Here is a 22,415-nt window from a genome sequence, read left to right on the forward strand (position 1 = left end):
GGAGGGGTTAGGCGGTGGTCACATCGCAACTCCAATGGGAGGGAAGACTATATGATCCGTTACAGCACCGCATCCGCGGTGGCGCTTGTTGCATCGCTTAGCGCCGCCAATGCCGAAACCACCATCGACTGGTGGCACGCCATGGGTGGTGAGCTTGGCACCAAGCTTGAGGAAATCGTTCAGGGCTTCAACGACAGTCAGGACGAATACAAGGTCGTGCCGTCCTATAAGGGCACCTATCCCGAAACCATGACCGCCGCGATCGCTGCCTTCCGCGCCAAGCAGCAGCCCGCCATCGTTCAGGTCTTCGAGGTCGGCACCGGCACCATGATGGCCGCGCAGGGCGCCATCGTTCCCGTGTACCAGCTGATGGAAGAACATGGCGAAGGCTTCGATCCTTCGGTCTTCCTGCCCTCGGTTGTCGGTTATTACACGGACAGCGAAGGCAACATGCTGTCGATGCCGTTCAACAGCTCGACCCCGATCCTGTATTACAACAAGACCGTCTTCGAAAAAGCCGGCCTTGACCCCGAGACCCCGCCGAAAACATGGGCCGAGGTCGAAGAGTTTTCCAAGAAAATCATCGAATCCGATGCGGCATCCTGTGGCTTCACCACCGGCTGGATCAGCTGGATTCAGACCGAGAATTTCAGCGCATGGCACAACCAGCCAATCGGCACGCTGGAAAACGGCTTCGGCGGGCTTGATGCGCGTCTGTCGCTGAACGGTCCCGCACAGGTCCAGCATTGGGGCAACCTGAAGAAATGGGCCGACGAAGGCATCTTCAAATATGGCGGTCCGGTCGGCGGCGATAACGCGGCACCGATGTTCTATGCGCAGGATTGCGCAATGATCATGAACAGCTCGGCCAGCCGCGCGGGCGTCATTGCCAATGCGACCGATTTCGAATTGGGCTTCGGCATGCTGCCCTATTACGACGATATCGAAGGTGCGCCGCAGAATTCGATCATCGGTGGTGCTACCCTCTGGGCGCTGTCGGGCAAGACTGACGAAGAGTATGCGGCCACGGCGGCATTCTTCAAATACTTGTCCACACCGGAAGTTCAGGCCGATTGGGCCTCTTTCTCGGGGTATCTTCCGATCACCGCTGCTGCGGGTGAGCAGATGAAGGAGTTCTATGCCGAAAACCCCGGCGCAGATACCGGCATTAACCAGATCACCCTGAACGAGCCGACGGCGAATTCCAAAGGCCTGCGTTTTGGCAACTATGTCCAGATCCGCGGCATCATCGACGAGGAATTCGAACAGCTGCTGTCGGGCGACAAGGATGCCCAAGGTGCGCTGGACAGCGTTGTCGAACGTGGCGACGCCCTGCTGGAAGAATTCCAGAAGCAGAACCAGTAACTTACCGACATGTCACTGGGGCCGCGCATCTTGCGCGGCCCTATCGCCATTTTTCGGGCAGTGATGCCCTTTCCCTGCAATATGGTATCCGATGAAGCGCACCATCTTTAGCAACCAGCTTCTGCCTTGGCTTTTGCTGGCGCCACAGCTGATCATCACATTCATTTTCTTCCTGTGGCCCGCCGCCCAAGCCGTCAGACAAAGCTTCCTGCGCGAGGATGCCTTCGGCACCCGTTCGACCTTTGTGGGTTTCGAGAATTTCACCTATCTGTGGAACAGTCCCGAATATTTCCATTCGCTGAAAGTCACGGCGGTCTTTGCGATTTCGGTCACGATCCTGTCGATGGGGGTGGCCCTGTTGCTGGCCATCGCAGTCGACCGGATGATCAAATCCACCCGCGTTTACACGACATTGCTGGTCTGGCCCTATGCAGTGGCCCCTGCGGTCGCCGGTATCCTGTGGTGGTTCATCTTTAACCCGACCATCGGCATCATGCCCTATTTGCTGGGTCAGCTGGGCTATGACTGGAACCATATCAGCAGCAAGACCGACGCCATGCTGTTGGTGGTGATTGCCAGCGCGTGGAAACAGATCAGCTATAACTTCCTGTTCTTCCTTGCGGGTCTGCAATCCATTCCGGGCAGCCTGCGCGAAGCCGCTGCCATTGATGGCGCTGGCCCCGTGCGGCGTTTCTTTGACATCACCTTCCCGCTGTTGTCGCCGACGACCTTTTTCCTGCTGGTCGTGAATATCGTTTATGCCATGTTCGATACGTTTGGCGTGATCGACGCCACAACCGAGGGCGGCCCCGCGCAGGCCACCAATATCATGGTTTATAAAGTCTATTTCGACGGCTTCATCGGGCAGAATATCGGCAGCTCGGCCGCGCAATCGGTGGTGCTGATGATGCTGGTTCTGATGCTGACCGTGGTGCAATTCCGCTTTGTCGAAAAGAAGGTGGCCTACTGATGATCGAGAACCGCCCCGGCCTGAATCTTCTGGCCCACGCAACGCTGATCCTTGGGGTCTGCATTGTCGCACTGCCTGTCTGGGTGGCCTTCGTGGCATCCACCCATGGCGCGACCGATTTCATGTCGGGCACCATCCCGATGTGGCCCGGCCCGCATCTGGTCGAAAACTACAGCAAGATGCTGGGCGCGGGTGTGTCCACCAGCGGCACGCCCCCTGTCGGCACGATGATGTTCAACAGCCTGATCATGGCGCTGTCCATCGCCATCGGCAAAATCGCCATCTCGGTCCTGTCGGCCTTTGCGGTGGTCTATTTCCGCTTTCCGTTCCGCGGGCTGGCCTTCTGGTGCATCTTCATCACGCTGATGCTGCCGGTCGAGGTGCGGATCGTTCCCACCTTCCAGGTGGTGGCCGATCTGGGCCTGCTGAACAGCTATGCCGGTCTGTCGGTGCCGCTGATCGCATCGGCGACCGCGACCTTCCTGTTCCGGCAGGTCTTCCTGACCATCCCGGACGAACTGACCGAGGCCGCCCGCATCGACGGCGCCGGTCCGATGAAATTCTTCCGCGACATCCTGCTGCCCTTGTCGCGCACCAATATCGCCGCGCTTTTCGTGATCCTGTTCATCTATGGCTGGAACCAGTACCTCTGGCCGCTGCTGATCACCACAAGCTCGGATTACTATACGATCGTTGCGGGGATCAAACGCATGGCCGACGCCGTGGATGGTCTGCCGCAATGGCATCTGGTCATGGCGACCGCGATGCTTGCCATGTTGCCGCCCGTCGCGGTGGTCATCGGCATGCAGCGCCTGTTCGTCAAAGGTCTTGTCGAGACGGAGAAATAAACGTGGCTTCCATTACCCTAGACAATCTTGGCAAGATCTATTCCGGTGGCACCCGTGCTGTGGGTGGCGTCAATATCGACATCAAGGACGGTGAATTCATCGTGCTGGTCGGGCCTTCGGGCTGCGGCAAATCCACCCTGCTGCGGATGGTTGCCGGTCTTGAATCCATCAGCGAGGGCGAGGTTCGCATCGGCGACCGCGTCGTCAACAATGTCGAACCCGCCGACCGTGACATCGCGATGGTGTTCCAGAACTATGCGCTTTACCCGCATATGTCGGTGCGCCAGAATCTGGCCTATGGCCTGAAGAACCGCAAAACCCCGAAAGACGAAATCGAAAAGCGCGTCGCACAGGCGTCGGAAATCTTGCAGATCGAATCGTTTCTGGACCGCCGCCCCGCCGCGCTGTCGGGTGGACAGCGTCAGCGGGTTGCCATGGGCCGCGCCATCGTGCGCGAACCCGCCGCCTTCCTGTTCGACGAACCCCTGTCGAACCTTGATGCGAAGCTGCGCGTCGCCATGCGGCTGGAAATCAAAGAATTGCAAAAGCGTCTGCGGACCACATCGCTTTATGTGACCCACGACCAGCTGGAGGCGATGACACTGGCTGACCGTCTGGTCGTGCTGAATGGCGGTCAGGTCGAACAGATCGGCACCCCGCTTGAGGTGTATCGCACCCCTGCATCGGCATTCGTGGCCAGCTTTATCGGCAGCCCCGCGATGAACCTGATCAGCAGCAGCGCGGTCGCGCATCTGCCCGGCACCGCCCATGCGGGCCAGATCGGCATCCGCCCCGAAGATCTGACCGTCACCCCCGACGGCCCGATCCTGATGAACGTGCTGGCGGTCGAGGAATTGGGCGCGCAGCGTCTGGTCCATGGCAAAACGGGCGGGGAACGCCTGACGATCACCCTGCCCTCGGACGCACTATTGTCCGACAGTCTGAACCTGTCCTATCGCCCCGAGGCGTTGCATCTGTTCCACAAGGATACGGGCAAGCGCATCGCCTAAGGCACCCCAAGGGGGCGTTCATCGCCCCCTTACAACCACCGTTTCCAGCGCAGGAACAGATAGGTGCCCACCGTCGTGGCCCCCATCAGCACCAGCGCATAGACATAGCCCCATGACGTTTGCAATTCGGGCATATTCGCAAAATTCATCCCGTAGATACTCGCGATCAGCGTCGGCGGCAGGAACAGTGCCGCGATCACAGACAGGATGCGCACAGTATTGTTCTGTTGCAGGTTGATCATCCCCAGCGTGGTATCGACGGCCAGACTGACACGGCTGCCAAGGAAATCCGCGTGAACCTCTAGCGCTTGGACATCGCGCATCTGGGCGCGGACAACGGGACGCAGCCGCTTGGTTTCGGGGCGATCCTCGATCAGGGCGGTAAAGAAGGCCAGCATCCGTTCGATGGTCAACAGCCCCAGACGGACGCGTGCCATGGTCTCGGCCTCGCGGCCCACGTCGCGCAGGGCGTCCTGCAAGCGGTCCGACCCCGCCGAGGCTGACCGCGGATCGAAGACACCCGCCGTCGTATCGTCCAGTATCCGCCCTGCCCCTTCAAGAATATCGGCCAGACGGGCGATGATTTCTTCGGACAGGCCGATAAAAACCCGATCGGCTGTGACGCATCCAAGGGTCGATCTTTCGGCCCGTGTCGGGAAGGTCAGAAAGGGGCGCGGTGAATGGTGGCGTACGGTGACCAGCTGCGTGCCTGACAGAACGAATGTCACCGGCATCGACAAACGCCCGCCCCCCGCAATTTCGCCGGGCAGCATTGCGGTCATGTAATCCATGCCGTCTTCCCGATAGAGCCTGTTCGACAGCTCTATCTCCTCCATCTCGGCCAGGGTGGGCAGGTTGAAGCCCATATCCCGCAATTGCGTCATTTCCGCATCCGAGGGCTGGATCAGATCGATCCAGATCGCCTGACGAAGATCGGTATCACGGTCCAGCAGGGTCAGGCGGTTGCCATCGGCGGCATAGGCATAGTGCATCTGGAAGGCTCCGGCTGGGGTTGGTTATCAGTGCCCCATGCGGGCGCAGGGATCAACCTGTCGCCCGCACAGCAAAAAGGGCACCTTTTCAGGTGCCCTTTGTCGTCAATCCAACTTTGGAACCGCTTACTTGTCGCGGAAATAGTCATTGATTTCCTTATCGGCGTCTTCTTTGGTCCAGCCGTATTTTTCCTGCAGTTTCCCTGCCAGCTGGTCCTTGTTGCCGTCGATCTGGTCCAGATCGTCATTGGTCAATTCGCCCCATTTTTCTTGGGCCTGACCTTTGAGCTGCTTCCATTTACCCTGAATAATATCCCAGTTCATGACGCGCTCCTTACAGGTTATTGCGTATGTCGGAACAACACGCAGCCCCCGTCGAAGGTTCCCTGTCAGACGATGCGGTCCGGCGGGTTCCGGCCCAAAGCAAAGGCCTGAATATTGCTCAAAGCGCGCAAAGCCATCTGTGTGCGGGTGTCATCCGTCGACGTTCCCAGATGCGGCAACAGCGTCGTGTTGGGCGCGTCGATCAGGTCCTGCGGAATGGTCGGTTCATTGGCATAGACATCCAGACCGGCACCCGCGATGGTGCCTGCATAAAGTGCGGCAACCAGCGCCCCCTCGTCGACCACATCGCCGCGCGCGATGTTGATCAAAAAGTTGTCACCGCCCAAAGCGGTCAGTTCGTCCTGCCCGATCAACCCGCGTGTGGATGCCCCGCCCGGCACCGCAATGACCGCCACGTCGCAAGCGCGCAGCATGTCATGCAGATCGGTGATCTGGCTGGCCGGAAAGTCCAGATCCGTCACGGTTGATCGGTTGTAGAACACCACCTTCATCCCGAACCCGAAGTAGCAGCGTTGCGCGATGGCTTTGCCGATGCGCCCCATGCCGATGATGCCGACGGTCGCCCCTGTCATATGATGGCCCAGCATCTGGGTGGGGTTCCAGCCGACCCAGTCGCCGGCACGCAGCATACGCTCGGCCTCGGATGTGCGGCGCAGGGTGGTCAGCATCAACGTCAGTGCGATATCGGCGGTGGCGTCGGTCACAACCTCGGGGGTGTTAGTGACGACGACACCAGCGGTCTTGGCCGCATCGATGTCGATATGGTTGAAGCCCGCCCCGAAATTGGCTAGCAGCTTGCAACGCGGATTGCCGTCAAAGGCCGCAGCCGTAAAAGCATCACCAAGCGTCGGCAGGATCGCGTCGTAATCCTGCATCGCCTGTGCTGCCTGCGTTGCATCTAGCGCGTAGTTTTCCCGAAAATCCGCGTCGAATTCCGCCGTAATTGCCGCAGTCGCGCGGGCTGTCATCGGGCGTGTGACCAGCAGTTTCAATAGAGCCTCCCACCATTCGGAACCGCCATATCGGGGCGGATCAAGACAACCTGATTGTCGGGGTCGGGCACGCCAAGGACAAGCACCTCGGACATGAAGGGGCCGATCTGGCGGGGTGGGAAATTCACCACGCACAGCACCTGCGTGCCAACCAGCGTTTCGGGGTCATAGTGCCGCGTAATCTGGGCCGAGGATTTACGTTCCCCCAGATCACCCAGATCCAGCCACAGTTTGATGGCGGGTTTGCGGGCCTCGGGGAAAGGTTCGGCGCGGGTGATTGTGGCCACGCGGATATCGACCTTGTCGAAGTCGTCAAAGGTAATGGTCATGCCTCGCCCCGACCAAGGGCGCGGCCGCGTTCGGTGGCCGCCGTCACGGTGCGCTCCATCAGATCGGGCAATTCCTGCATCAGCACATCCAGCCCCGCCGCCGTAGTCCCGTTGGGCGAGGTGACGTTCCGGCGCAGCACGGCAGGGTCCTCATTGGCATCTACAGCCAGCGCACCCGCACCCGCAACCGTCATGCGGGCCAGTTCCAGCGCCATGTCAGCGGGCAAGCCCTGTGCCTGACCAGCTTTGGCCATCGCCTCGATCATGTGGAACACATAGGCGGGGCCGCTGCCCGACAGGCCGGTGACGGCATCCATCTGGTCTTCGCTGTCCAGCCGCACGACGCGGCCCACCGCGCGCATCAGCGCCTGCGTCAGGTCCAGATGTGCGGGGGTGGTTGCCGCATTGCCGACCATTGCCGAAATGCCCTTGCCGATTGCGGCGGGTGTATTTGGCATGACGCGCACGATGGGGGCACCCGGGAATGCTTTTTCAAAGGTTGCAATCGTAGTGCCAGCCGCCACCGAAATCACCAGCGCGCCGGACAGATCGGGCATCTGGCCCAAGGCGTCGCCCATCATCTGGGGTTTGACGGCCAGAACAACCACCGCCGGATCGGACGGCAGATCGCCGTTCACGTTCAGGCCCTTATCCTGCCATTCAGGCGCCAGATTGGGGTCGATGACAGTGACCGAGGCCGCATCAAGCCCCCTCGCCAGCCAGCCTTTCAGCATGGCACCGCCCATCTTGCCGCAGCCGACCAGAACCAGTCCGCGTGCGTTGATATCCTTGAAATCGCTCATCCGCTTCCCCCGTATGTGGCAGGCAGGCGATCCCGCCGTTACGCCCTGCCGTAGGTTTCCCCGAAGGCAATGTCCAGCGCCCGACGCGGTGCGCTGTCACCCCAAGCGACCAGCTGGAATGCGGGATAGAACCGTTCGGATGCGGTCAGCGCGCTCAGGATCATCTGGTCCACCTGTTTGGTGGTGGCGATGATATCGCCCGCCAGCACCAGACCATAGCGCCAGACCATCTGCCTTTCGCCCGCCCAATAGGTAAATCCGCCGTCCCAGACCTGATCATTGGCCAGATTGATGGTTTCATACAGCAAGGGCAAGCGCGCTTCGGGGGGATCATGGTCGAAGGTGCAGATCAGGCGCAGAACCTCGTCCTTGGCCGACCATGCCAGCGTCAGCGAATAGATGCGCCACTGCCCCTCGACGACCATGACGATTTCATCGTCGGCCAGGCGGTCGAAATCCCAATCGTGATGGGTCGCCACCGCCTCGACGATGTCGATGGGGTGGATGTCGTCGCTGGCAATATAGGCGCGGTTCAGGGACATCGTCTGCCTTCTGGCGGACCGGAGCGTGACACGCGGCGGCCGCTTGGTAAAAACACAACACTAGGCGTCTGACCGCCCTCTTCTTACCATATATCGTGGCGTTGGGGGCGTTTGGTGTAAAGCTGGTTTCTGGGGATGGATTGCATGGGGATAAGTTCTGCCCTACCAGAAAACACGGGAATTAACGCGGGAAACCAAGATGCAACGCGATCACGGAGGCAATCTGGACGAGGCGCAAAACCGCTTTGGTCACGGGGTTTGGATCGACTTGTCCACAGGGATCAACCGGCGGCCCTGGCCGGTGCCCGCCATATCCGGCGACGCATGGCGCAATCTGCCCACCCGCAAAGCCGAATCACGGCTGATTGACGTGGCCGCGAAATGGTACGGTTGCGCGCCTGAACAGCTGTTGCCCGTGGCCGGCGCATCGGCAGCCATCCAGCTGTTGCCACGCATCCTGCCGGTCGGGCGGGCGGCAGTTCTGACGCCGACCTATAACGAACATGCGGCCAGCCTGAGCGCTGCCGGATGGCAGGTCACACAGGTGCCTGATGTGGCTGATATGGCGGGGGCCGATCTGGCCGTGGTGGTGAACCCCAATAACCCCGACGGACGTGAATGGGCCCCACAGGCGTTGCGTGATCTGGCCGGTCAGGTTGGCCATCTGGTGGTGGACGAGAGCTTTGCCGACCCGCGCCCCGACCTGTCGCTGGCCCGCGACCTGCCCGCCAATTGCACCCTTATGCGCAGTTTCGGCAAATTCTGGGGGCTGGCGGGGGTCCGGCTGGGCTTTGTCGTTGGCGCACCGGATCTTTTGGCACAGATCACACAGGCCGCGGGGCCGTGGTCGGTCAACGGACCGGCGCTGCAGATCGCCTCAGCCGCGATGGCAGATCTGGTTTGGGCCGATGACACCGTCACCTATCACGCCGAGGCCGCGCTGCGGCTGGACCATCTGGCGCTTGGGGCGGGGTGGACGCAGGCGGGCGGCACGCATCTGTTCCGGCTGTACGAGACAGCCGATGCCACAGCCGCACAGGAACGGCTGGCACGGGCGCATATCTGGTCGCGGCGTTTCCCCTATTCCACGCAATGGCTGCGGCTGGGTGTGCCGGGCAATCGCGCGGAATGGAACCGCGTGATCGCGGTGCTAAAGCCTTAACGTTTGCGCAGGAATTCGGTCCGAAGGACAAGGCCTTTGATGGCGTCGTGGCGGCAATCAACCTCGTCCGGGTTGTCCGTCAGGCGGATCGATTTGATCAGGGTGCCTTGCTTCAGCACCGTGCTGGTGCCCTTGACCTTCAGATCCTTGATGACGGTGACCTGATCACCATCGGCCAGGACCGTTCCGGCGCTGTCGCGGACAACCTGACCGGCAGCAGCCTCGGCCGCGATTTCGGGTGCAGGGCGCCATTCGCCTGTCACTTCATCATAGACATAGTCGTCGTCGGCCATTGTCAGCCCCTTTATCTGCAGCAGGATTGTCCCGCCCCGTCCCGATTAGGCGGCTGTGCGCGCAGGCGCAACAACTGCCGGTGCACAGGCTGTTCTTGGGCCGGTCGAAAGGGCATGATGCCGCGATATTCCGTTCAAAGGGTCTTTCGTAATGTTCCGGTTGGTGTCGATCCTGTGCTGCCTTGCCACCCCTGTCTTGGCCGATGCGCCGCTGATTGTGCTGGACCGCACGCAGCTGCCCTTTGATATGGGACCGGGCAATCCGGCCAATAGCCCCTCGCGTTCGGGCAATTCACCCAATGCCGCATGGAATTCGGCAGGCAATACGGCCAATTCCTCATCGGCTTGGGAAAACCGGCCCTCGAACCCTGCTAATGAACAGCGGCTGATTTTCACCGCACAAGGCGATGTCCTGGGGTATTACGCCAGAAATGCGGGCGGGGTCATGAACCTGTTCGATGTGAACGGACGGCGCATCGCCTATCGCCCTGCCCGTGGCACCAAAAGCCTGTTCACCACTGACGGGACATGGTGCGGCACTGTGGACGGGCTGCGCGACGGCAGCTTTGTGCTGGCCGTCACCCCGCAATGCGCGCGTCAATTTTCACGCTGACGCGTTGCCGTTACATTTCTGGCATAGAACGCCGCCAAATGAAGACCCAGGAGACCGCAATGGAATACACCTATAAAGACTGGCTGGAAGCCGAATTGCAGGAAACCCTGGACGAGGACATCGAGATCGAGCTGGAGGATGCGGTTCTTTCCGCCGAAATCCGGCGTATCTATCGCAGCCACCATCCTGACCAGATGAACCGCAAGAAGTATTTTCAGGAATTGCTGCGCCTACAATCCGAGCTGATCCGACTGCAAGATTGGGTCAGCTATCACAAGGAAAAGGTCGTCGTTGTCTTTGAGGGGCGCGATTCCGCCGGTAAAGGCGGCGCGATCAAGCGCATCACCCAACGCCTGAACCCGCGCATCGTGCGCGTGGCGGCATTGCCCGCGCCGTCGGACCGCGAAAAAACCCAATGGTATTTCCAGCGTTACGTCCCCCATCTGCCCGCAGGCGGGGAAATCGTTCTGCTGGACCGCAGCTGGTATAACCGTGCGGGCGTCGAACGCGTCATGGGTTTTGCCGATGAAGATCAGGTCGAACAGTTCTTTCAGGATGTTCCCGAATTCGAACGGATGCTGGTGCGGTCGGGGATCCGGCTGGTGAAATACTGGTTTTCCATCACCGACGAAGAACAGCAGATGCGGTTCCAGATGCGTGTGCATGACCCGCTGAAACAGTGGAAGCTGTCGCCGATGGATCTGCAATCCCGCGTCCGCTGGGAGGCTTATACCAAAGCCAAGGAAGAGATGTTCGAACGCACCAACATCCCCGAGGCCCCTTGGTATATCGTCCCTGGCAATGACAAAAAGCGCGCGCGGCTGAATTGCATCGACCACCTGCTGGGCATGATCCCCTATGAGGATGTGCCGCACGAGGAAGTGTGCCTGCCCGACCGTGTCTTCAACCCCGACTATGAACGGGAGGTCTTGCCCCGCGACCTCTATGTGCCGCAAAAGTACTGACGGGGCCGATACCACCGGGGGCTTCGCGCCCCCGGACCCCCGCGAGATATTTGCGCACGAATGAGGGGGGGCAGATGCTGGATTTCTTTGTCTATGATGTTTTCACGGATCGCGCGTTCAGCGGCAACTCTTTGGCCGTCGTCATGGGGGCCGATGATTTAAGCGGATCGCAGATGCAGCGGATTGCACGTCAGTTCAATCTGTCCGAGACGATCTTTGTCATGCAGCCCGCCGATCCCGCGCATCGGGCGCGGGTGCGGATTTTTCTGCCGCTGGCGGAAATTCCCTTTGCCGGTCATCCGACTGTTGGTTGCGCCCTGCATTTGTCAGATGGTCAGAACGGGCATCTGGTGCTGGAAGAACAGGCCGGACTGGTGCCTGTGGCAATTGCTGACGGAGTGGCCGAATTTGCCGCTCCGGTTCTGCCGGAAGTCGGGGCGGATGTGGCTGATGCGGATGCGGCGGCGGCTTTGGGTCTGTCGGTGGCGCAGATAGGGTTTGGCACCCATAAGCCGCTGATCGCCCGTGCCGGACCCGCGTTTATCTTTGTGCCCTTGCGTGATCTGGATGCCTTGGCACAGGCCCGCCCTGCCGGAGCCGCATTCGATGCCCTGACGCAGGCAATACCCAAGGTCTATGCCTATGCGCCCGAAGGGTCGGGTTTCCGCGCCCGCATGTTTGCCCCTGCCAATGGCATTCCGGAAGATCCTGCCACGGGGTCGGCCTCGGCCACTCTGGCTGCGCCGCTGTTTGCAGCGGGTGTTTTGCCCGACGGCGAAACGCGTCTAACCCTTCGCCAAGGGGTCGAAATGGGACGCCCGTCCCGCATCGGGTTGCGTGTCACCGTTCAGGGGGGCAAACTGGCCGCTGTTCACGTGTCGGGCCGTGCGATCCGCGTGGCCGAAGGGCGCATCACCATACCGGAGCCGCAATGACCAAGGCCTATTGGATCGCCCATGTGACGATCGACGACCCCGACGCCTATGACGCCTATCGCCGCGCCAATGCCGCGCCTTTTGCCGAATATGGCGCACGTTTTCTGGTGCGCGGTGGCCCGCAGGAAACCGTCGAGGGGCAGATGCGTTCCCGCAGTGTCGTGATCGAGTTCCCCTCGCTTCAGGCGGCGCAGGACTGTTATCACAGTGTGGGCTATCAGGCGGCCAAGGCACTGCGCGACCCTGTGTCACAAGCCGATGTCATCATCGTCGAGGGTTGGGCCGGCTGACGCCCCCATAAGGATCGGTACCTATGTTCAAAGATATTCTGGCCCTGCTGACGGGCGATACCCCCCAGCCCGAACCCATGGGCAGCCAGCAGGCCGAACTGGCCATTGCTGCCCTGCTGGTCCGTGTGGCGCGGGCTGATGACAATTATGATGACAGCGAACGTATGCGGATTGACCGTGTTCTGTCGCGCCGTCACGGCCTGACCCCCGAAGAGGCCGCCGCCCGCCGCGCCGAGGCTGAAGCCCTTGAAGCGCAGGCCAGTGATACGGTCCGCTTTACCCGCCAGATTAAGGATCGCATCGCGCTGGAAGACCGCGCAGGTGTTCTGGCCGCCCTGTGGGAGGTCGCCTATGCCGACGAGGACCGTGGCGCGGGTGAGGAAAGCCTGATCCGTCTGGTCGCCGGTTTGCTGGGCGTGCCGGACCAGCAATCGGCAATGATCAGGCAGCAGGTGCTGGACCGGATGGGCTTGCCGCGCAGCTAGAACCCCAGCCGGTCGCGTAGCCCATACCACGCCATCCCCGCCACCAGCATTGGCCCGCGCAGCATAGACCCGCCCGGGAAAGGCTGCGTGGGCACGGACGCCATGACGTCGAAACGTTCGGCCTGACCTGCTACAGCCTCGGCCATCAGGCGGCCTGACAGGGTGGCCATGGCGACGCCGTGGCCCGAAAAACCACTGGCCGACAGGCAGTTGGACGCAGGGCGCGTGAAACAGGGCATGCGGTTCATGGTGATCGCCAGCGTACCGCCCCAAGCATGGGTCAGCTTGACGTCGCGCAGTTGCGGATAGACCGACAGCAGATGCGGGCGCACAACGCCCATGATGTCGCGCGGGAAACGATAGGTGACGGTCTCTCCGCCGCCAAAGATCAGGCGGCGCTGGTCGTCCATCCGCCAGTAGTTCACTACGAATTTCGTATCGGCCACACCGATGCGGTCGGGCAGAACCTCGGGGAAGTTGTTACAAAGGGGTTCGGTGGCAACGATATAATTGTTGATCGGCATTACACGGGCGGCGACATGGCGGTCCAGCGTGCCCAGATAGCCGTTACAGGCCAGAATGACATGGCTGGCCGTCACCGACCCTGCGTCGGTGACAACCCGTGACGGGCTGCCCGCATGGCTGGCATGGTCGATGCGGGTGACTTCGCTGGCCTCATGTATGGTGACACCGGCGGCCTGTGCCTGCGCGGCCATGGTGCGCACCAAAGCCAGCGGATCGACATGGCCCGCGCCCTGATCCAGATCCCCCCCGACATAGGCGTCGCTGCCCAAAGCCTGCGCCATTGCATCACGGTCCAACGGCATCACACGGTCATAATTGTAATGCTGCGCCAGATGGTCGGCCATGTGGCGGGCGTGGGTTACCTCTGCCGTGGAACGGCAGGCATGGGCGATGCCGTCGCGGACAGGCACGCCGCCCGCTTGCGCCAATTCGCGGACAAGTGCCTTGGCCTCTTCGGCCAGACCCCACAGGTGGCGGGCTGTGTTGCGGCCCATCTGGCTTTCAAGCCAGTCAACCTCTTGCCGCTGGCCCGACCCGATTTGTCCGCCATTGCGCCCCGAGGCCCCGAACCCAATGCGCTGTGCTTCCAGCATTGTGACGGCATAACCGCGCCGCGCCAGATGCAGGGCCGCTGACAGGCCGGTATAGCCCGCACCGACAACCACAACATCGGCGCGCGCATCCCCCTGCAACGGGTCCAGACGCCCACTGCTGGCGTCGGATGCATAAAGACTGGGCGGATATTCCCCCGCCCTGTCGTTCAGATGCAGCAGGTTCATACGTTCAGCAGCAGATGTTCGCGTTCCCAGGGGCTGATGACCTGCAGGAACTCTTTGTATTCGTTGCGCTTGACTGCCTCATACACGTCGATGAATTCATCGCCCAGGACCTGACGCATCGGCTGGCTGTCCGACATCAGATCCAGTGCATCCCCAAGGTTATAGGGCAGCTGGTCATCCTGAGAGATATAGGCATCGCCCAGACATTCGGAACGCGGGTTCTCTGCCTCTAGCAAACCCAGATATCCGCAAGCCAGACTGGCCGCGATGCCCAGATAGGGGTTACAATCCATCCCTGCCAGACGGTTTTCAATGCGCCGCGCGTCGGGCGATGAAATCGGCACCCGCAGACCCGTGGTGCGGTTGTCACGACCCCATTCAAGGTTAATAGGTGCGGCGAAATCCGGCACATAGCGGCGATAGCTGTTCACATAGGGGGCCAGCAGCGCGATGGCGGCGGGCAGATGGCGCTGCATTCCGGCAATAAAATTCATGAAAGCATCGGTTTCGCGCCCCTGCGCATCCGAAAAGATGTTCTTGCCGGTTTCCAGATCGGTGATCGAGTGGTGGATATGCATCGCACTGCCCGGTTCGCCCTCGATCGGTTTGGCCATGAAGGTCGCGAAACAGTCATGGCGCAGGGCGGCTTCGCGGATCAGGCGTTTGAAGAAGAAGATCTCATCCGCCAAGGCGACGGGATCACCGTGGTTCAGGTTGATTTCGACCTGACCGGCGCCGCCTTCCTGCAGGATGCCGTCAATTTCAAAGCCCTGTGCCTCGGCGAAATCATAGATGTCGTCGATCACCTTGCCGTATTCATCGACCGCCGACATCGAATAGGCCTGTTTGGCGGCGGCGCGGCGTCCCGTACGGCCCATCGGTGGAATGATCGGCTGGTTGGGGTCGATGTTGCGGGCGACAAGGAAGAATTCCATTTCCGGCGCAACGACCGGCTTCCAGCCCTTGTCCTTATAAAGCTGCACCACGCGCTTCAGCACATTGCGCGGGGCAATGGGCATAGGGTTGCCCTGCTGGTCTTCGGCGTCGTGGATGACCTGAATGGTCCAGTCGGCGGTCCACGGTGCTGCGGTCGCGGTCGAATAATCGGGCTTCATCACCATATCGGGTTCGGTAAACGCCCCCGAGGGATTGTCCGCCCATTCCCCCGTAATCGTCTGCAAGAAGATCGAATTCGGCAGATAGAATTGTTCCTGCCGCGCGAATTTCGATGCGGGCATGGCCTTGCCGCGCGCAACGCCTGCGATATCGGCGACGATGCATTCGACCTCATCCAGACGGCGGCCTGCGACGAAATCGCGGGCAGCTTGGGGAAACTTGTCGGTCCAGTCGCTCATGCGGCACCTTGTGCGTCAGGGCGCGACAGGGCGCGCGGTTGCTTGAAGAAAGCCTCGATCCGGTCTGCCAGCAAGGTCGATCCGGACGCCTGCCCCATCCGCGATGCGGCCTGGGCCAGCAATTCAAGCGGCACGACGCCTTTGGCACGTGTGTCCATCAGACCTTGCACGAATTCATCCTTGAATTCGGGATGTGCCTGCACCGTAAAGGCGCGATCGTCATAGATCAGCGCGGCATTTTCGCAAAAGGCGTTCCGGCCCGCGACCTTGGCCCCTTGCGGCAGGGTCACGACCTGATCCTGATGCCATGCATTCAACTGCACCTGCTGGCCGCCAAAGTCATAATCCTGCGTGCCGACAGCCCAGCCGTCAGAATGTTTGACAACCGTGCCGCCAAGCGCCTGTGCGATGATCTGATGGCCAAAGCAGATGCCCACCATCGGCACACCGCCCGCATAGGTGCGGCGGATAAAATCTTCCAGCGGCGGGATAAAGGCATGATCCTCGTATGCGCCGTGGCGCGATCCGGTCAGCAGCCAGCCGTCGGCGGCTGTGATGTCATCGGGGAACTCCATTCCCTCGACATGCCAGATATCGAAGTCGAAGCCGCGTCCGCCCAGCAGGCGAACGAACATGTCTGGATAATCGCCCAAGCTGTCCTTCAACTGGGCAGGCGACTGGCCGCATTGAAGTATGCCGATACGCATAAAGAACCTTGATGTTGCTGACATCCCGAACGTAGTCGCGCAGATGCCGCAGGCGCAAGGGGGCGCGCGGTCTTTGATGGTCTGGCAGGACGGGCGCAGTCGCGTTAGGCTTTGCGCAAAGCCATGAAAGGACGTTCCATGCCGCATCTGCACCCCAGCGTCGATCCCGAAGGTCTGGATGAATTCTCGGTCGTGTTCACCGACCGGTCGCTGAACCATATGTCGCAGCGTTTCCAGCAGGTCATGCGCGATCTGTCGGGCATGCTGGGTCAGGTCTATGGCGCGGCGCAGGTGGCCATCGTGCCCGGTGGCGGCACCTATGCGATGGAATCGGTTGCACGCCAGTTCGGTCGCGATGCCCATGCCCTGATCGTCCGCAATGGCTGGTTCAGCTATCGTTGGTCCCAGATTTTCGAGGCCGGCAATTTCACCCGTGACACCACCGTCGTCATGGCTCGCCCCACCGGCAACGCCCCCCAGCCCGCCTATGCCCCGCCCCCGATTGACGAGGTTGTGGCGAAGATCCTTGAAACCAAACCGGATGCGGTCTTTGCACCGCATGTCGAAACCTCGGCCGGTCTGATTCTGCCCGATGATTATATCACCGCCATAGCCGATGCCGCCCATCAGGTCGGCGCGCTGATGGTGCTGGACTGCATCGCATCGGGGGCTGTCTGGGTGGATATGCAGGCGACAGGCGTCGATGTGCTGATTTCGGCGCCGCAAAAAGGGTGGTCGGCCTCACCCTCGGCCGGATTGGTGATGATGTCGGAACGGGCGGCGGAACGTCTGGCGACCACCACCAGTGACAGCTTTGCGCTGGACCTGAAAAAATGGCGCGCCATGATGCAGGCGTATGAAGACGGCGGCCATGCTTATCACGCCACCATGCCGACCGACGCGCTGCTGGGTCTGCGCGATGCAATGCAGGAAACCATCGATTTCGGCTTACAGGCAGCCCATGACGCGCAATGGGCGCTTGGCCGCGCGGTGCGGGCCGAGCTGGCCGGTCGCGGCATCAGATCCGTCGCCGCCGAAGGGTTTCAGGCACCGGGCGTGATCGTCAGCTATACCGATGATCCGCAGGTCAAATCGGGCAAGGCTTTTGCAGCCGAAGGCACCCAGATCGCGGCAGGTGTGCCCTTGGCCATCAAGGAAGGTGCCGATTTTTCGACCTTCCGGCTGGGGCTGTTCGGCCTCGACAAGCTGAAAGACGTCGAGGGCGCAGTGGATCGCCTGAAACAAGTCTTTGACAAGGTTCTGTAAAGCAGGGTTTAACCCGAAGTCGCGCAAGGATCCGGCCTTGCGCGACCCTTGTCCGATAAGGCTGCACCCATGACCCTGACGATCCACCGCGAAAGCCCGCTTGGCCCCGATCTGGACCTGTTGTTCCAGCGCCATACCGCAGCGATGCAGGCCGATACGCCCCCCGAATCAATCCATATGCTGCCGAAAGAGGGTTTGGCCACGTCGTCCGTCGCATTCTTTGTCATCCGTGATGGCGATAACCCCGTCGCCATGGGTGCGCTGAAAGATCATGGCGATGGTTTGGGCGAATTGAAATCCATGCATGTGCTGTCCGAATACCGCGGACGCGGGCTGTCGCGCATGTTGTTGCGCCATATGATCGCCCATGCCAGCCTGACCGGATTGACCCGCCTGTCGCTTGAAACCGGATCGCAACCCAGCTTTGTCGCGGCCCGCGGCCTGTATATGCGTGAAGGCTTCAGCGAATGCCCGCCCTTCGCCGATTACCGCCCCGACCCGAATTCAACCTTCATGACACTGACACTTGACTAAGAATTGCCCAAAAGCACGATATTGCTTTGAAAGCGCCGCGCATCGGCGCTAAACACCACCTGCGGTCCACTCAGACCGCATTGCGGCCCCGTAGCTCAACTGGATAGAGCACGGACCTTCTAAGTCTGGGGTTGGGGGTTCAAGTCCTCCCGGGGTCGCCAGATATCAGCGCTGGAATGCGCAGATGATTTTATAAATCCGATATTTCATTATTGCGGTTCTTATCGGACCGAACCGTTCAAATCCTGATGTGATACCGCCAGAGATTTGCGCGAAGGACACATAACCGGTATAATTAAAGCCGTTATCTATATTATATGATACTATGAAACAGGAATGACTTATAAATAAACGGATAGTGCAACGATATTATATCAAGAGAGCATATGACCAAAATATTAGAGGCTGCGATTATCGGTGACTCGCATGCCAAAGTCATAGCCTTGGCCGCGGAAGAAAGCGGCATCCTGTTTCGTAAGGTTATGACGGCATCTTTCCAAAATTATGTCGATGCGACCTTGGAATATTCAGCGGCGGACGGATTGAAGTTTCAAATGTCCGAATTCAACCGGCAAAAAGACCTTCGCGCTGATGAGACAAAGAACAACCGCGTTGCACATCGCGCCAAAAACCTGACGACGACCCTTAACCAGATCGTCAATCTGAAACTTCCGGTCTACGTCAACGTCGGTATGACTGCGGTATATTTTGTTCGCAGTCTGATTGTTGCTGCGAAAGAGAACGGACAGGACCCCGGCCTGATCTCGCGTAAAGTCGCGCAAGCCGCCGCAGAGGAGCATTTCGAATCATACGCCCGCTTTTATGAATCGCTTGTGCAGCATGTCCCCGATGTGACCTGTTTCTATGGCCCGACGCGGTTCACGCCGGACATGAGGCATGTTTGGCTGGCCTATGATGACGTTGCCGCAAAACGCCTTTCGCAAATCGGCATCGAGATAATCGATCTGCGGGCCAAACTTGGGGATGACGGTCTGTTACTTGATCCCAGATATTACCGGACCACTGATGATGATCAGGTTCATGGAAACGCGGATTGGGGTCTTTCGGTAATTAACGGCATCCAACAGGATTTTTTATCGAAATACCCTGAATAAACGGCAGCAATGGAAGACAGAGACTACAGTTGCCTTCATGTTTTCCATTAGCATGGCAGCTGTTAATTCGTTCCTGCCCGGCAGGAATAACGGAAGCGGGCCTTTTACATCTTCAGACAAACATGTGTTTCGGCGCTATGGTAATTTGGCAATGGCCGTGAAATATCTTGGCGCTGACTCTATCGAACATGATGGCACTGTCGTTGGATAATAACGAAAAGCGGTTATCCTAAACTGTGATGCGCAAAACATAATTCCGGGAATAACGCGCGCCACCAATCTTGGTTTTACAAGACTGTGTCGGTCGCAAGACCATGCCGTGGCAGCGTAGGTTCAAAACACCGCCGGCACCTGATGCATATTATCTGATGGCTCCACCATTAAGTGGAGCCATCAGGTAATATGCATCAGGTATGACTGTGGATCAGAACCCGAACGAGAACCGGCGGGTCACGCCTAAACGCAGCGAGGGTTGGTATTCTTCCTGAACAACCGGCGAATCAGCTGCATCGCCGATCAGCTTGCCGTAACGCACTTCACCCAGCAGGGCGGTGTTTTCGTTCAGGTCATAGCGCGCCTCGAAGGTGATGGCCGCTTCGTTAAAGCCGCCGCCCGGTGCGTAAGCATCCAATCCGCTGGACGCACTTTCGGCGCTGCTGACACCGAAATAGGTGTTGTTATAGGTGTCGTTGCCGTAACCGATCTGTGCGCCGGACCACAGGGTAATACGGTCGCTAAGGTCGGCGCGGTATTTTGCACCGATTTCACCGGTCAGGCCTTCGTGGCCGTCAAAGCCGCGGCGCACCGTGCCATAGGCCGTGATAGGCCCCATGCCATAGCTGACGCGCAAACCCAGTTCATAGGCGCGATTGATGTCATCCAGACCGGCCAGATCGGCGCTGTCGTCGCTTTCGCGTTCACCCACTGTGTTGAACGACGGCGCGATGCCAAAGCCCTGCGCCTGATCGCCACCCGGCGTGCCGAAACCTGCGTTGCGGAAGATAACCCAAGGCGAGGCCTCGCCATCATCCGAACCCGGGTAATCGGGTCCATAAGACACACCCAACCCGATATCAGCCGAGAACGTCCGGCCACCCGACGCTCCGAAATCCTGCGCGTGCAGCGGGGTCGCAATCAAGAGGGCAAGTGCCAGGGCGTATTTCATCGGACGATTCCAAAACGAAGGGGTTTTACCCTTACTAGGTTGCGAAACCGCACCGGCACAACCGCCCCGAAAGACTCTGCAGAAGGCAGGCGCATTTTCGCAACAGATGCCGCCTTTAGCCTTTTTCCGCCCGATCCAGTTTCTCGAGTGCAGTCATCCACAATTCCTCTGCAAAAGCGAGTGCTTTGACAGCTTCGGTGCGTTTGCTGCCCCATTTTTTGGCTTCATAGGGGTCGTTATACAGATTCGGATCCGCCAGTTTGACGTCCAGCTTGCCCATCATCTCGGTCAGCTTCTGGACGCGTTCCTCGGCCTTGCGAACCTCGGACCGCAGGGCCAGTACGGCATCGCGCGACGGGCGCTTGGGCGCGGGCTTGGCAGCCTCGGCCACGGCTTTGGGCTTTTCAGGCGCATCGCCGGACAGCAGGAATTTGCGGTAATCGTCCAGATCACCTTCGTAAGGGCCGACATTGCCGTCCTTGACCAGCCACAGACGGTCCGCGACCAGCCCCAACAGGTGCATATCGTGGCTGACCAGCACAACGGCGCCGGTGTATTCGTTCAGAGCTTCGGACAATGCCTCGCGGGATTCGATATCAAGGTGGTTGGTCGGTTCGTCCAGAATCAGCAGATGCGGGCCGTCGATCGTGGCGATCAGCAGGGACAGACGCGCCTTTTGACCACCCGACAGCTGGCCGACCTTGGTTTCGGCCTGCGCCTCCATCAAGCCGAAACCGGCAAGACGGGCGCGCTGCTTCGCCTGACCTTCGTTCGGACGCAGCGTGCGGATGTGATCCAGCGGCGTTTCGTCCAGATGTAATTCGTCCACCTGATGCTGGGCGAAATACCCCACGCGCAGCTTGTTCGACCGCGTGATATTGCCCGCCATCGTCGTCAGGCGTTCGGCCAACAGCTTGGACAGCGTCGATTTGCCCTGACCGTTGCGACCCAGCAGCGCGATGCGGTCATCCTGATCGATCCGCAGATTCAGGTTCTTCAAAACAGCCCGATCGTCATAACCGACCGAGACCCCCTCCATCGCGACGATGGGCGGGGACATTTCTTCGGGCTGCGGAAAGGTAAAGCGGTGGAACTTGGCTTCCTCGGGGGCGGTGATCGGTTCCATCTTGGCCAGCATCTTGACGCGGGCCTGTGCCTGACGCGCCTTACTGGCGGTTGCACCGAAGCGGTCGACAAAGCTTTGCAAATGGGCGCGGCGGTCGGATTGCTTCTTCGCCTCGGCGGCCAGCAGGGCCCGCTTTTCCGCACGGATGCGGGTAAAGCTGTCATAACCGCCCGTGTAAAGCGTCAGCTGCTTGTTTTCCAAGTGAAGGATATGCCCGACCGCACGGTTCAGCAGGCCACGGTCGTGGCTGATGATGATGACGGTATGCGGATAGCGCGACAGATAGTTTTCAAGCCACAGCGCGCCTTCAAGGTCCAGATAGTTGGTCGGTTCGTCCAGCAACAGCAGGTCTGGCTGTGCAAACAGCACCCCCGCCAATGCAACGCGCATCCGCCAGCCACCCGAAAAATCGCTGGTCGGCCGCGCCTGATCGGCGGTCGAGAACCCCAACCCGTCCAGAATCGTCGCGGCGCGCGCCTCGGCGGACCAGGCGTCGATGTCGGTCAGGCGGGTCTGGATATCGGCAATACGGTGGGCATCTGTCGCGGTCTGGCTTTCGGCCAGCAGCGATGTGCGTTCCTCATCCGCGTCCAGCACGGTGTCCAGAACCGAACGGTCGGTCGAGGCAGATTCCTGCGCCACACCGCCGATGCGGGCGCGTGACGGCAGGCTGATCTGGCCACCATCAAGGCCCAACTGTCCCCGTATCAACCGGAACAGCGTGGTTTTCCCAGCACCGTTCGGCCCGACAAGACCAACCTTATGGCCTTCGGGGATCGAGGCCGTGGCCCCAACAAACAGGGGCCGGCCCTGCACGTTATATGTGATGTCATCTATACGCAGCATGTGCGGGGCATGACCCATGCTGCGCGGGTCGTCAATGGCAGTCCGACGGTTGCGGTAT

At 60.1% G+C, this 22,415-nt stretch carries 25 protein-coding genes and 1 tRNA gene; 14 read left to right on the top strand and 12 right to left on the bottom strand.

Annotated features, from left to right (window positions below; all coding sequences use genetic code 11):
* Positions 1 to 51: 51 nt before the first annotated feature.
* The 4 genes from ugpB to DWB67_RS02735 all read left to right on the top strand — a co-directional run bounded on the left by ugpB (position 52) and on the right by DWB67_RS02735 (position 4,193).
* Complete coding sequence (gene ugpB / locus DWB67_RS02720) at positions 52 to 1,365, top strand: sn-glycerol-3-phosphate ABC transporter substrate-binding protein UgpB (protein ID WP_119805941.1); 1,314 nt, start codon at positions 52 to 54, stop codon at positions 1,363 to 1,365.
* A gap of 91 nt (positions 1,366 to 1,456) precedes the next feature.
* A complete protein-coding gene (ugpA, locus tag DWB67_RS02725) occupies positions 1,457 to 2,335 on the top strand; it encodes a sn-glycerol-3-phosphate ABC transporter permease UgpA (RefSeq protein ID WP_119805942.1) in 879 nt (292 codons plus the stop codon).
* Positions 2,335 to 3,183 (top strand): sn-glycerol-3-phosphate ABC transporter permease UgpE, encoded by an 849-nt coding sequence (gene ugpE, locus DWB67_RS02730; protein ID WP_119805943.1) that lies wholly within the window; start codon positions 2,335 to 2,337, stop codon positions 3,181 to 3,183. The genes ugpA and ugpE overlap by 1 nt, the downstream gene beginning before the upstream one ends.
* Before the next feature lie 2 nt (positions 3,184 to 3,185).
* Positions 3,186 to 4,193, top strand: a complete 1,008-nt coding sequence (locus DWB67_RS02735) for a sn-glycerol-3-phosphate import ATP-binding protein UgpC (protein ID WP_119805944.1) — start codon at positions 3,186 to 3,188, stop codon at positions 4,191 to 4,193.
* Positions 4,194 to 4,222: 29 nt separating this feature from the next.
* On the opposite strand, the gene DWB67_RS02740 is transcribed toward DWB67_RS02735, so the two are convergent.
* The 6 genes from DWB67_RS02740 to DWB67_RS02765 all read right to left on the bottom strand — a co-directional run bounded on the left by DWB67_RS02740 (position 4,223) and on the right by DWB67_RS02765 (position 8,196).
* Complete coding sequence (locus DWB67_RS02740; RefSeq protein ID WP_119805945.1) at positions 4,223 to 5,185, bottom strand: magnesium transporter CorA family protein; 963 nt, start codon at positions 5,183 to 5,185, stop codon at positions 4,223 to 4,225.
* A gap of 126 nt (positions 5,186 to 5,311) precedes the next feature.
* Positions 5,312 to 5,509, bottom strand: coding sequence for a CsbD family protein (locus tag DWB67_RS02745; RefSeq protein WP_119805946.1), 198 nt, complete (start codon positions 5,507 to 5,509; stop codon positions 5,312 to 5,314).
* 65 nt (positions 5,510 to 5,574) lie between these two features.
* On the bottom strand, positions 5,575 to 6,498 hold the full coding sequence (locus DWB67_RS02750) for a D-glycerate dehydrogenase (protein ID WP_255418515.1): 924 nt from the start codon (positions 6,496 to 6,498) through the stop codon (positions 5,575 to 5,577).
* 20 nt (positions 6,499 to 6,518) lie between these two features.
* Positions 6,519 to 6,851: a tRNA-binding protein gene (locus DWB67_RS02755; RefSeq protein ID WP_119805948.1), complete on the bottom strand. Its 333-nt coding sequence runs from the start codon at positions 6,849 to 6,851 to the stop codon at positions 6,519 to 6,521.
* Positions 6,848 to 7,654, bottom strand: a complete 807-nt coding sequence (gene proC / locus DWB67_RS02760) for a pyrroline-5-carboxylate reductase (RefSeq protein WP_119805949.1) — start codon at positions 7,652 to 7,654, stop codon at positions 6,848 to 6,850. Before proC ends, DWB67_RS02755 begins: the two co-directional genes overlap by 4 nt.
* 38 nt (positions 7,655 to 7,692) lie before the next feature.
* On the bottom strand, positions 7,693 to 8,196 hold the full coding sequence (locus DWB67_RS02765) for a YbjN domain-containing protein (protein ID WP_119805950.1): 504 nt from the start codon (positions 8,194 to 8,196) through the stop codon (positions 7,693 to 7,695).
* 199 nt (positions 8,197 to 8,395) lie between these two features.
* Here DWB67_RS02765 and cobD point away from each other — a divergent pair, with 199 nt between their 5' ends.
* On the top strand, positions 8,396 to 9,358 hold the full coding sequence (gene cobD / locus DWB67_RS02770; protein WP_119805951.1) for a threonine-phosphate decarboxylase CobD: 963 nt from the start codon (positions 8,396 to 8,398) through the stop codon (positions 9,356 to 9,358).
* On the opposite strand, the gene DWB67_RS02775 is transcribed toward cobD, so the two are convergent.
* On the bottom strand, positions 9,355 to 9,651 hold the full coding sequence (locus DWB67_RS02775) for an alkylphosphonate utilization protein (protein WP_220475088.1): 297 nt from the start codon (positions 9,649 to 9,651) through the stop codon (positions 9,355 to 9,357). The two genes, cobD and DWB67_RS02775, sit on opposite strands and share 4 nt — an antisense overlap.
* A 151-nt stretch (positions 9,652 to 9,802) precedes the next feature.
* Here DWB67_RS02775 and DWB67_RS02780 point away from each other — a divergent pair, with 151 nt between their 5' ends.
* From DWB67_RS02780 to DWB67_RS02800, 5 genes are all read left to right on the top strand, one after another.
* Complete coding sequence (locus DWB67_RS02780; protein WP_182911466.1) at positions 9,803 to 10,264, top strand: hypothetical protein; 462 nt, start codon at positions 9,803 to 9,805, stop codon at positions 10,262 to 10,264.
* Between the two features lie 59 nt (positions 10,265 to 10,323).
* Complete coding sequence (ppk2, locus tag DWB67_RS02785) at positions 10,324 to 11,229, top strand: polyphosphate kinase 2 (RefSeq protein ID WP_119805953.1); 906 nt, start codon at positions 10,324 to 10,326, stop codon at positions 11,227 to 11,229.
* 74 nt (positions 11,230 to 11,303) lie between these two features.
* Complete coding sequence (locus DWB67_RS02790; protein ID WP_119805954.1) at positions 11,304 to 12,164, top strand: PhzF family phenazine biosynthesis protein; 861 nt, start codon at positions 11,304 to 11,306, stop codon at positions 12,162 to 12,164.
* On the top strand, positions 12,161 to 12,454 hold the full coding sequence (locus DWB67_RS02795) for a DUF1330 domain-containing protein (protein WP_119805955.1): 294 nt from the start codon (positions 12,161 to 12,163) through the stop codon (positions 12,452 to 12,454). Before DWB67_RS02790 ends, DWB67_RS02795 begins: the two co-directional genes overlap by 4 nt.
* A 23-nt stretch (positions 12,455 to 12,477) precedes the next feature.
* Positions 12,478 to 12,939, top strand: a complete 462-nt coding sequence (locus tag DWB67_RS02800) for a TerB family tellurite resistance protein (protein ID WP_119805956.1) — start codon at positions 12,478 to 12,480, stop codon at positions 12,937 to 12,939.
* Here the strand turns inward: DWB67_RS02800 and DWB67_RS02805 are convergent.
* The 3 genes from DWB67_RS02805 to DWB67_RS02815 are packed head-to-tail and all read right to left on the bottom strand — an operon-like array spanning position 12,936 to position 16,305.
* The gene (locus DWB67_RS02805; protein WP_119805957.1) at positions 12,936 to 14,243 is read right to left on the bottom strand and encodes an FAD-binding oxidoreductase; all 1,308 of its coding nucleotides are present in this window, start codon (positions 14,241 to 14,243) and stop codon (positions 12,936 to 12,938) included. The genes DWB67_RS02800 and DWB67_RS02805 overlap by 4 nt on opposite strands.
* Complete coding sequence (locus DWB67_RS02810; protein ID WP_119805958.1) at positions 14,240 to 15,598, bottom strand: glutamine synthetase family protein; 1,359 nt, start codon at positions 15,596 to 15,598, stop codon at positions 14,240 to 14,242. Before DWB67_RS02810 ends, DWB67_RS02805 begins: the two co-directional genes overlap by 4 nt.
* Positions 15,595 to 16,305 (bottom strand): type 1 glutamine amidotransferase, encoded by a 711-nt coding sequence (locus DWB67_RS02815; RefSeq protein WP_119805959.1) that lies wholly within the window; start codon positions 16,303 to 16,305, stop codon positions 15,595 to 15,597. The genes DWB67_RS02810 and DWB67_RS02815 overlap by 4 nt, the downstream gene beginning before the upstream one ends.
* A 138-nt stretch (positions 16,306 to 16,443) precedes the next feature.
* Between DWB67_RS02815 and DWB67_RS02820 the strand changes: the two genes are divergently transcribed.
* From DWB67_RS02820 to DWB67_RS02835, 4 genes are all read left to right on the top strand, one after another.
* The gene (locus tag DWB67_RS02820) at positions 16,444 to 17,571 is read left to right on the top strand and encodes an aminotransferase class V-fold PLP-dependent enzyme (protein ID WP_119805960.1); all 1,128 of its coding nucleotides are present in this window, start codon (positions 16,444 to 16,446) and stop codon (positions 17,569 to 17,571) included.
* A 69-nt stretch (positions 17,572 to 17,640) separates the two neighbouring features.
* Complete coding sequence (locus DWB67_RS02825; protein ID WP_119805961.1) at positions 17,641 to 18,105, top strand: GNAT family N-acetyltransferase; 465 nt, start codon at positions 17,641 to 17,643, stop codon at positions 18,103 to 18,105.
* Positions 18,106 to 18,189: 84 nt separating this feature from the next.
* A tRNA-Arg gene (locus tag DWB67_RS02830) sits at positions 18,190 to 18,266 on the top strand.
* Positions 18,267 to 18,491: 225 nt separating this feature from the next.
* Positions 18,492 to 19,220: a hypothetical protein gene (locus DWB67_RS02835; protein ID WP_119805962.1), complete on the top strand. Its 729-nt coding sequence runs from the start codon at positions 18,492 to 18,494 to the stop codon at positions 19,218 to 19,220.
* Positions 19,221 to 19,644: 424 nt separating this feature from the next.
* Here the strand turns inward: DWB67_RS02835 and DWB67_RS02840 are convergent, their stop codons facing one another.
* Positions 19,645 to 20,385 (bottom strand): MipA/OmpV family protein, encoded by a 741-nt coding sequence (locus DWB67_RS02840; RefSeq protein WP_119805963.1) that lies wholly within the window; start codon positions 20,383 to 20,385, stop codon positions 19,645 to 19,647.
* A 115-nt stretch (positions 20,386 to 20,500) separates the two neighbouring features.
* Positions 20,501 to 22,357, bottom strand: a complete 1,857-nt coding sequence (locus DWB67_RS02845) for an ABC-F family ATP-binding cassette domain-containing protein (RefSeq protein WP_119805964.1) — start codon at positions 22,355 to 22,357, stop codon at positions 20,501 to 20,503.
* Positions 22,358 to 22,415 lie beyond the last annotated feature (58 nt).

Origin of the sequence: Paracoccus sp. JM45, assembly GCF_003590715.1 — a bacterium.
In the GTDB taxonomy this organism is placed as follows: domain Bacteria; phylum Pseudomonadota; class Alphaproteobacteria; order Rhodobacterales; family Rhodobacteraceae; genus Paracoccus.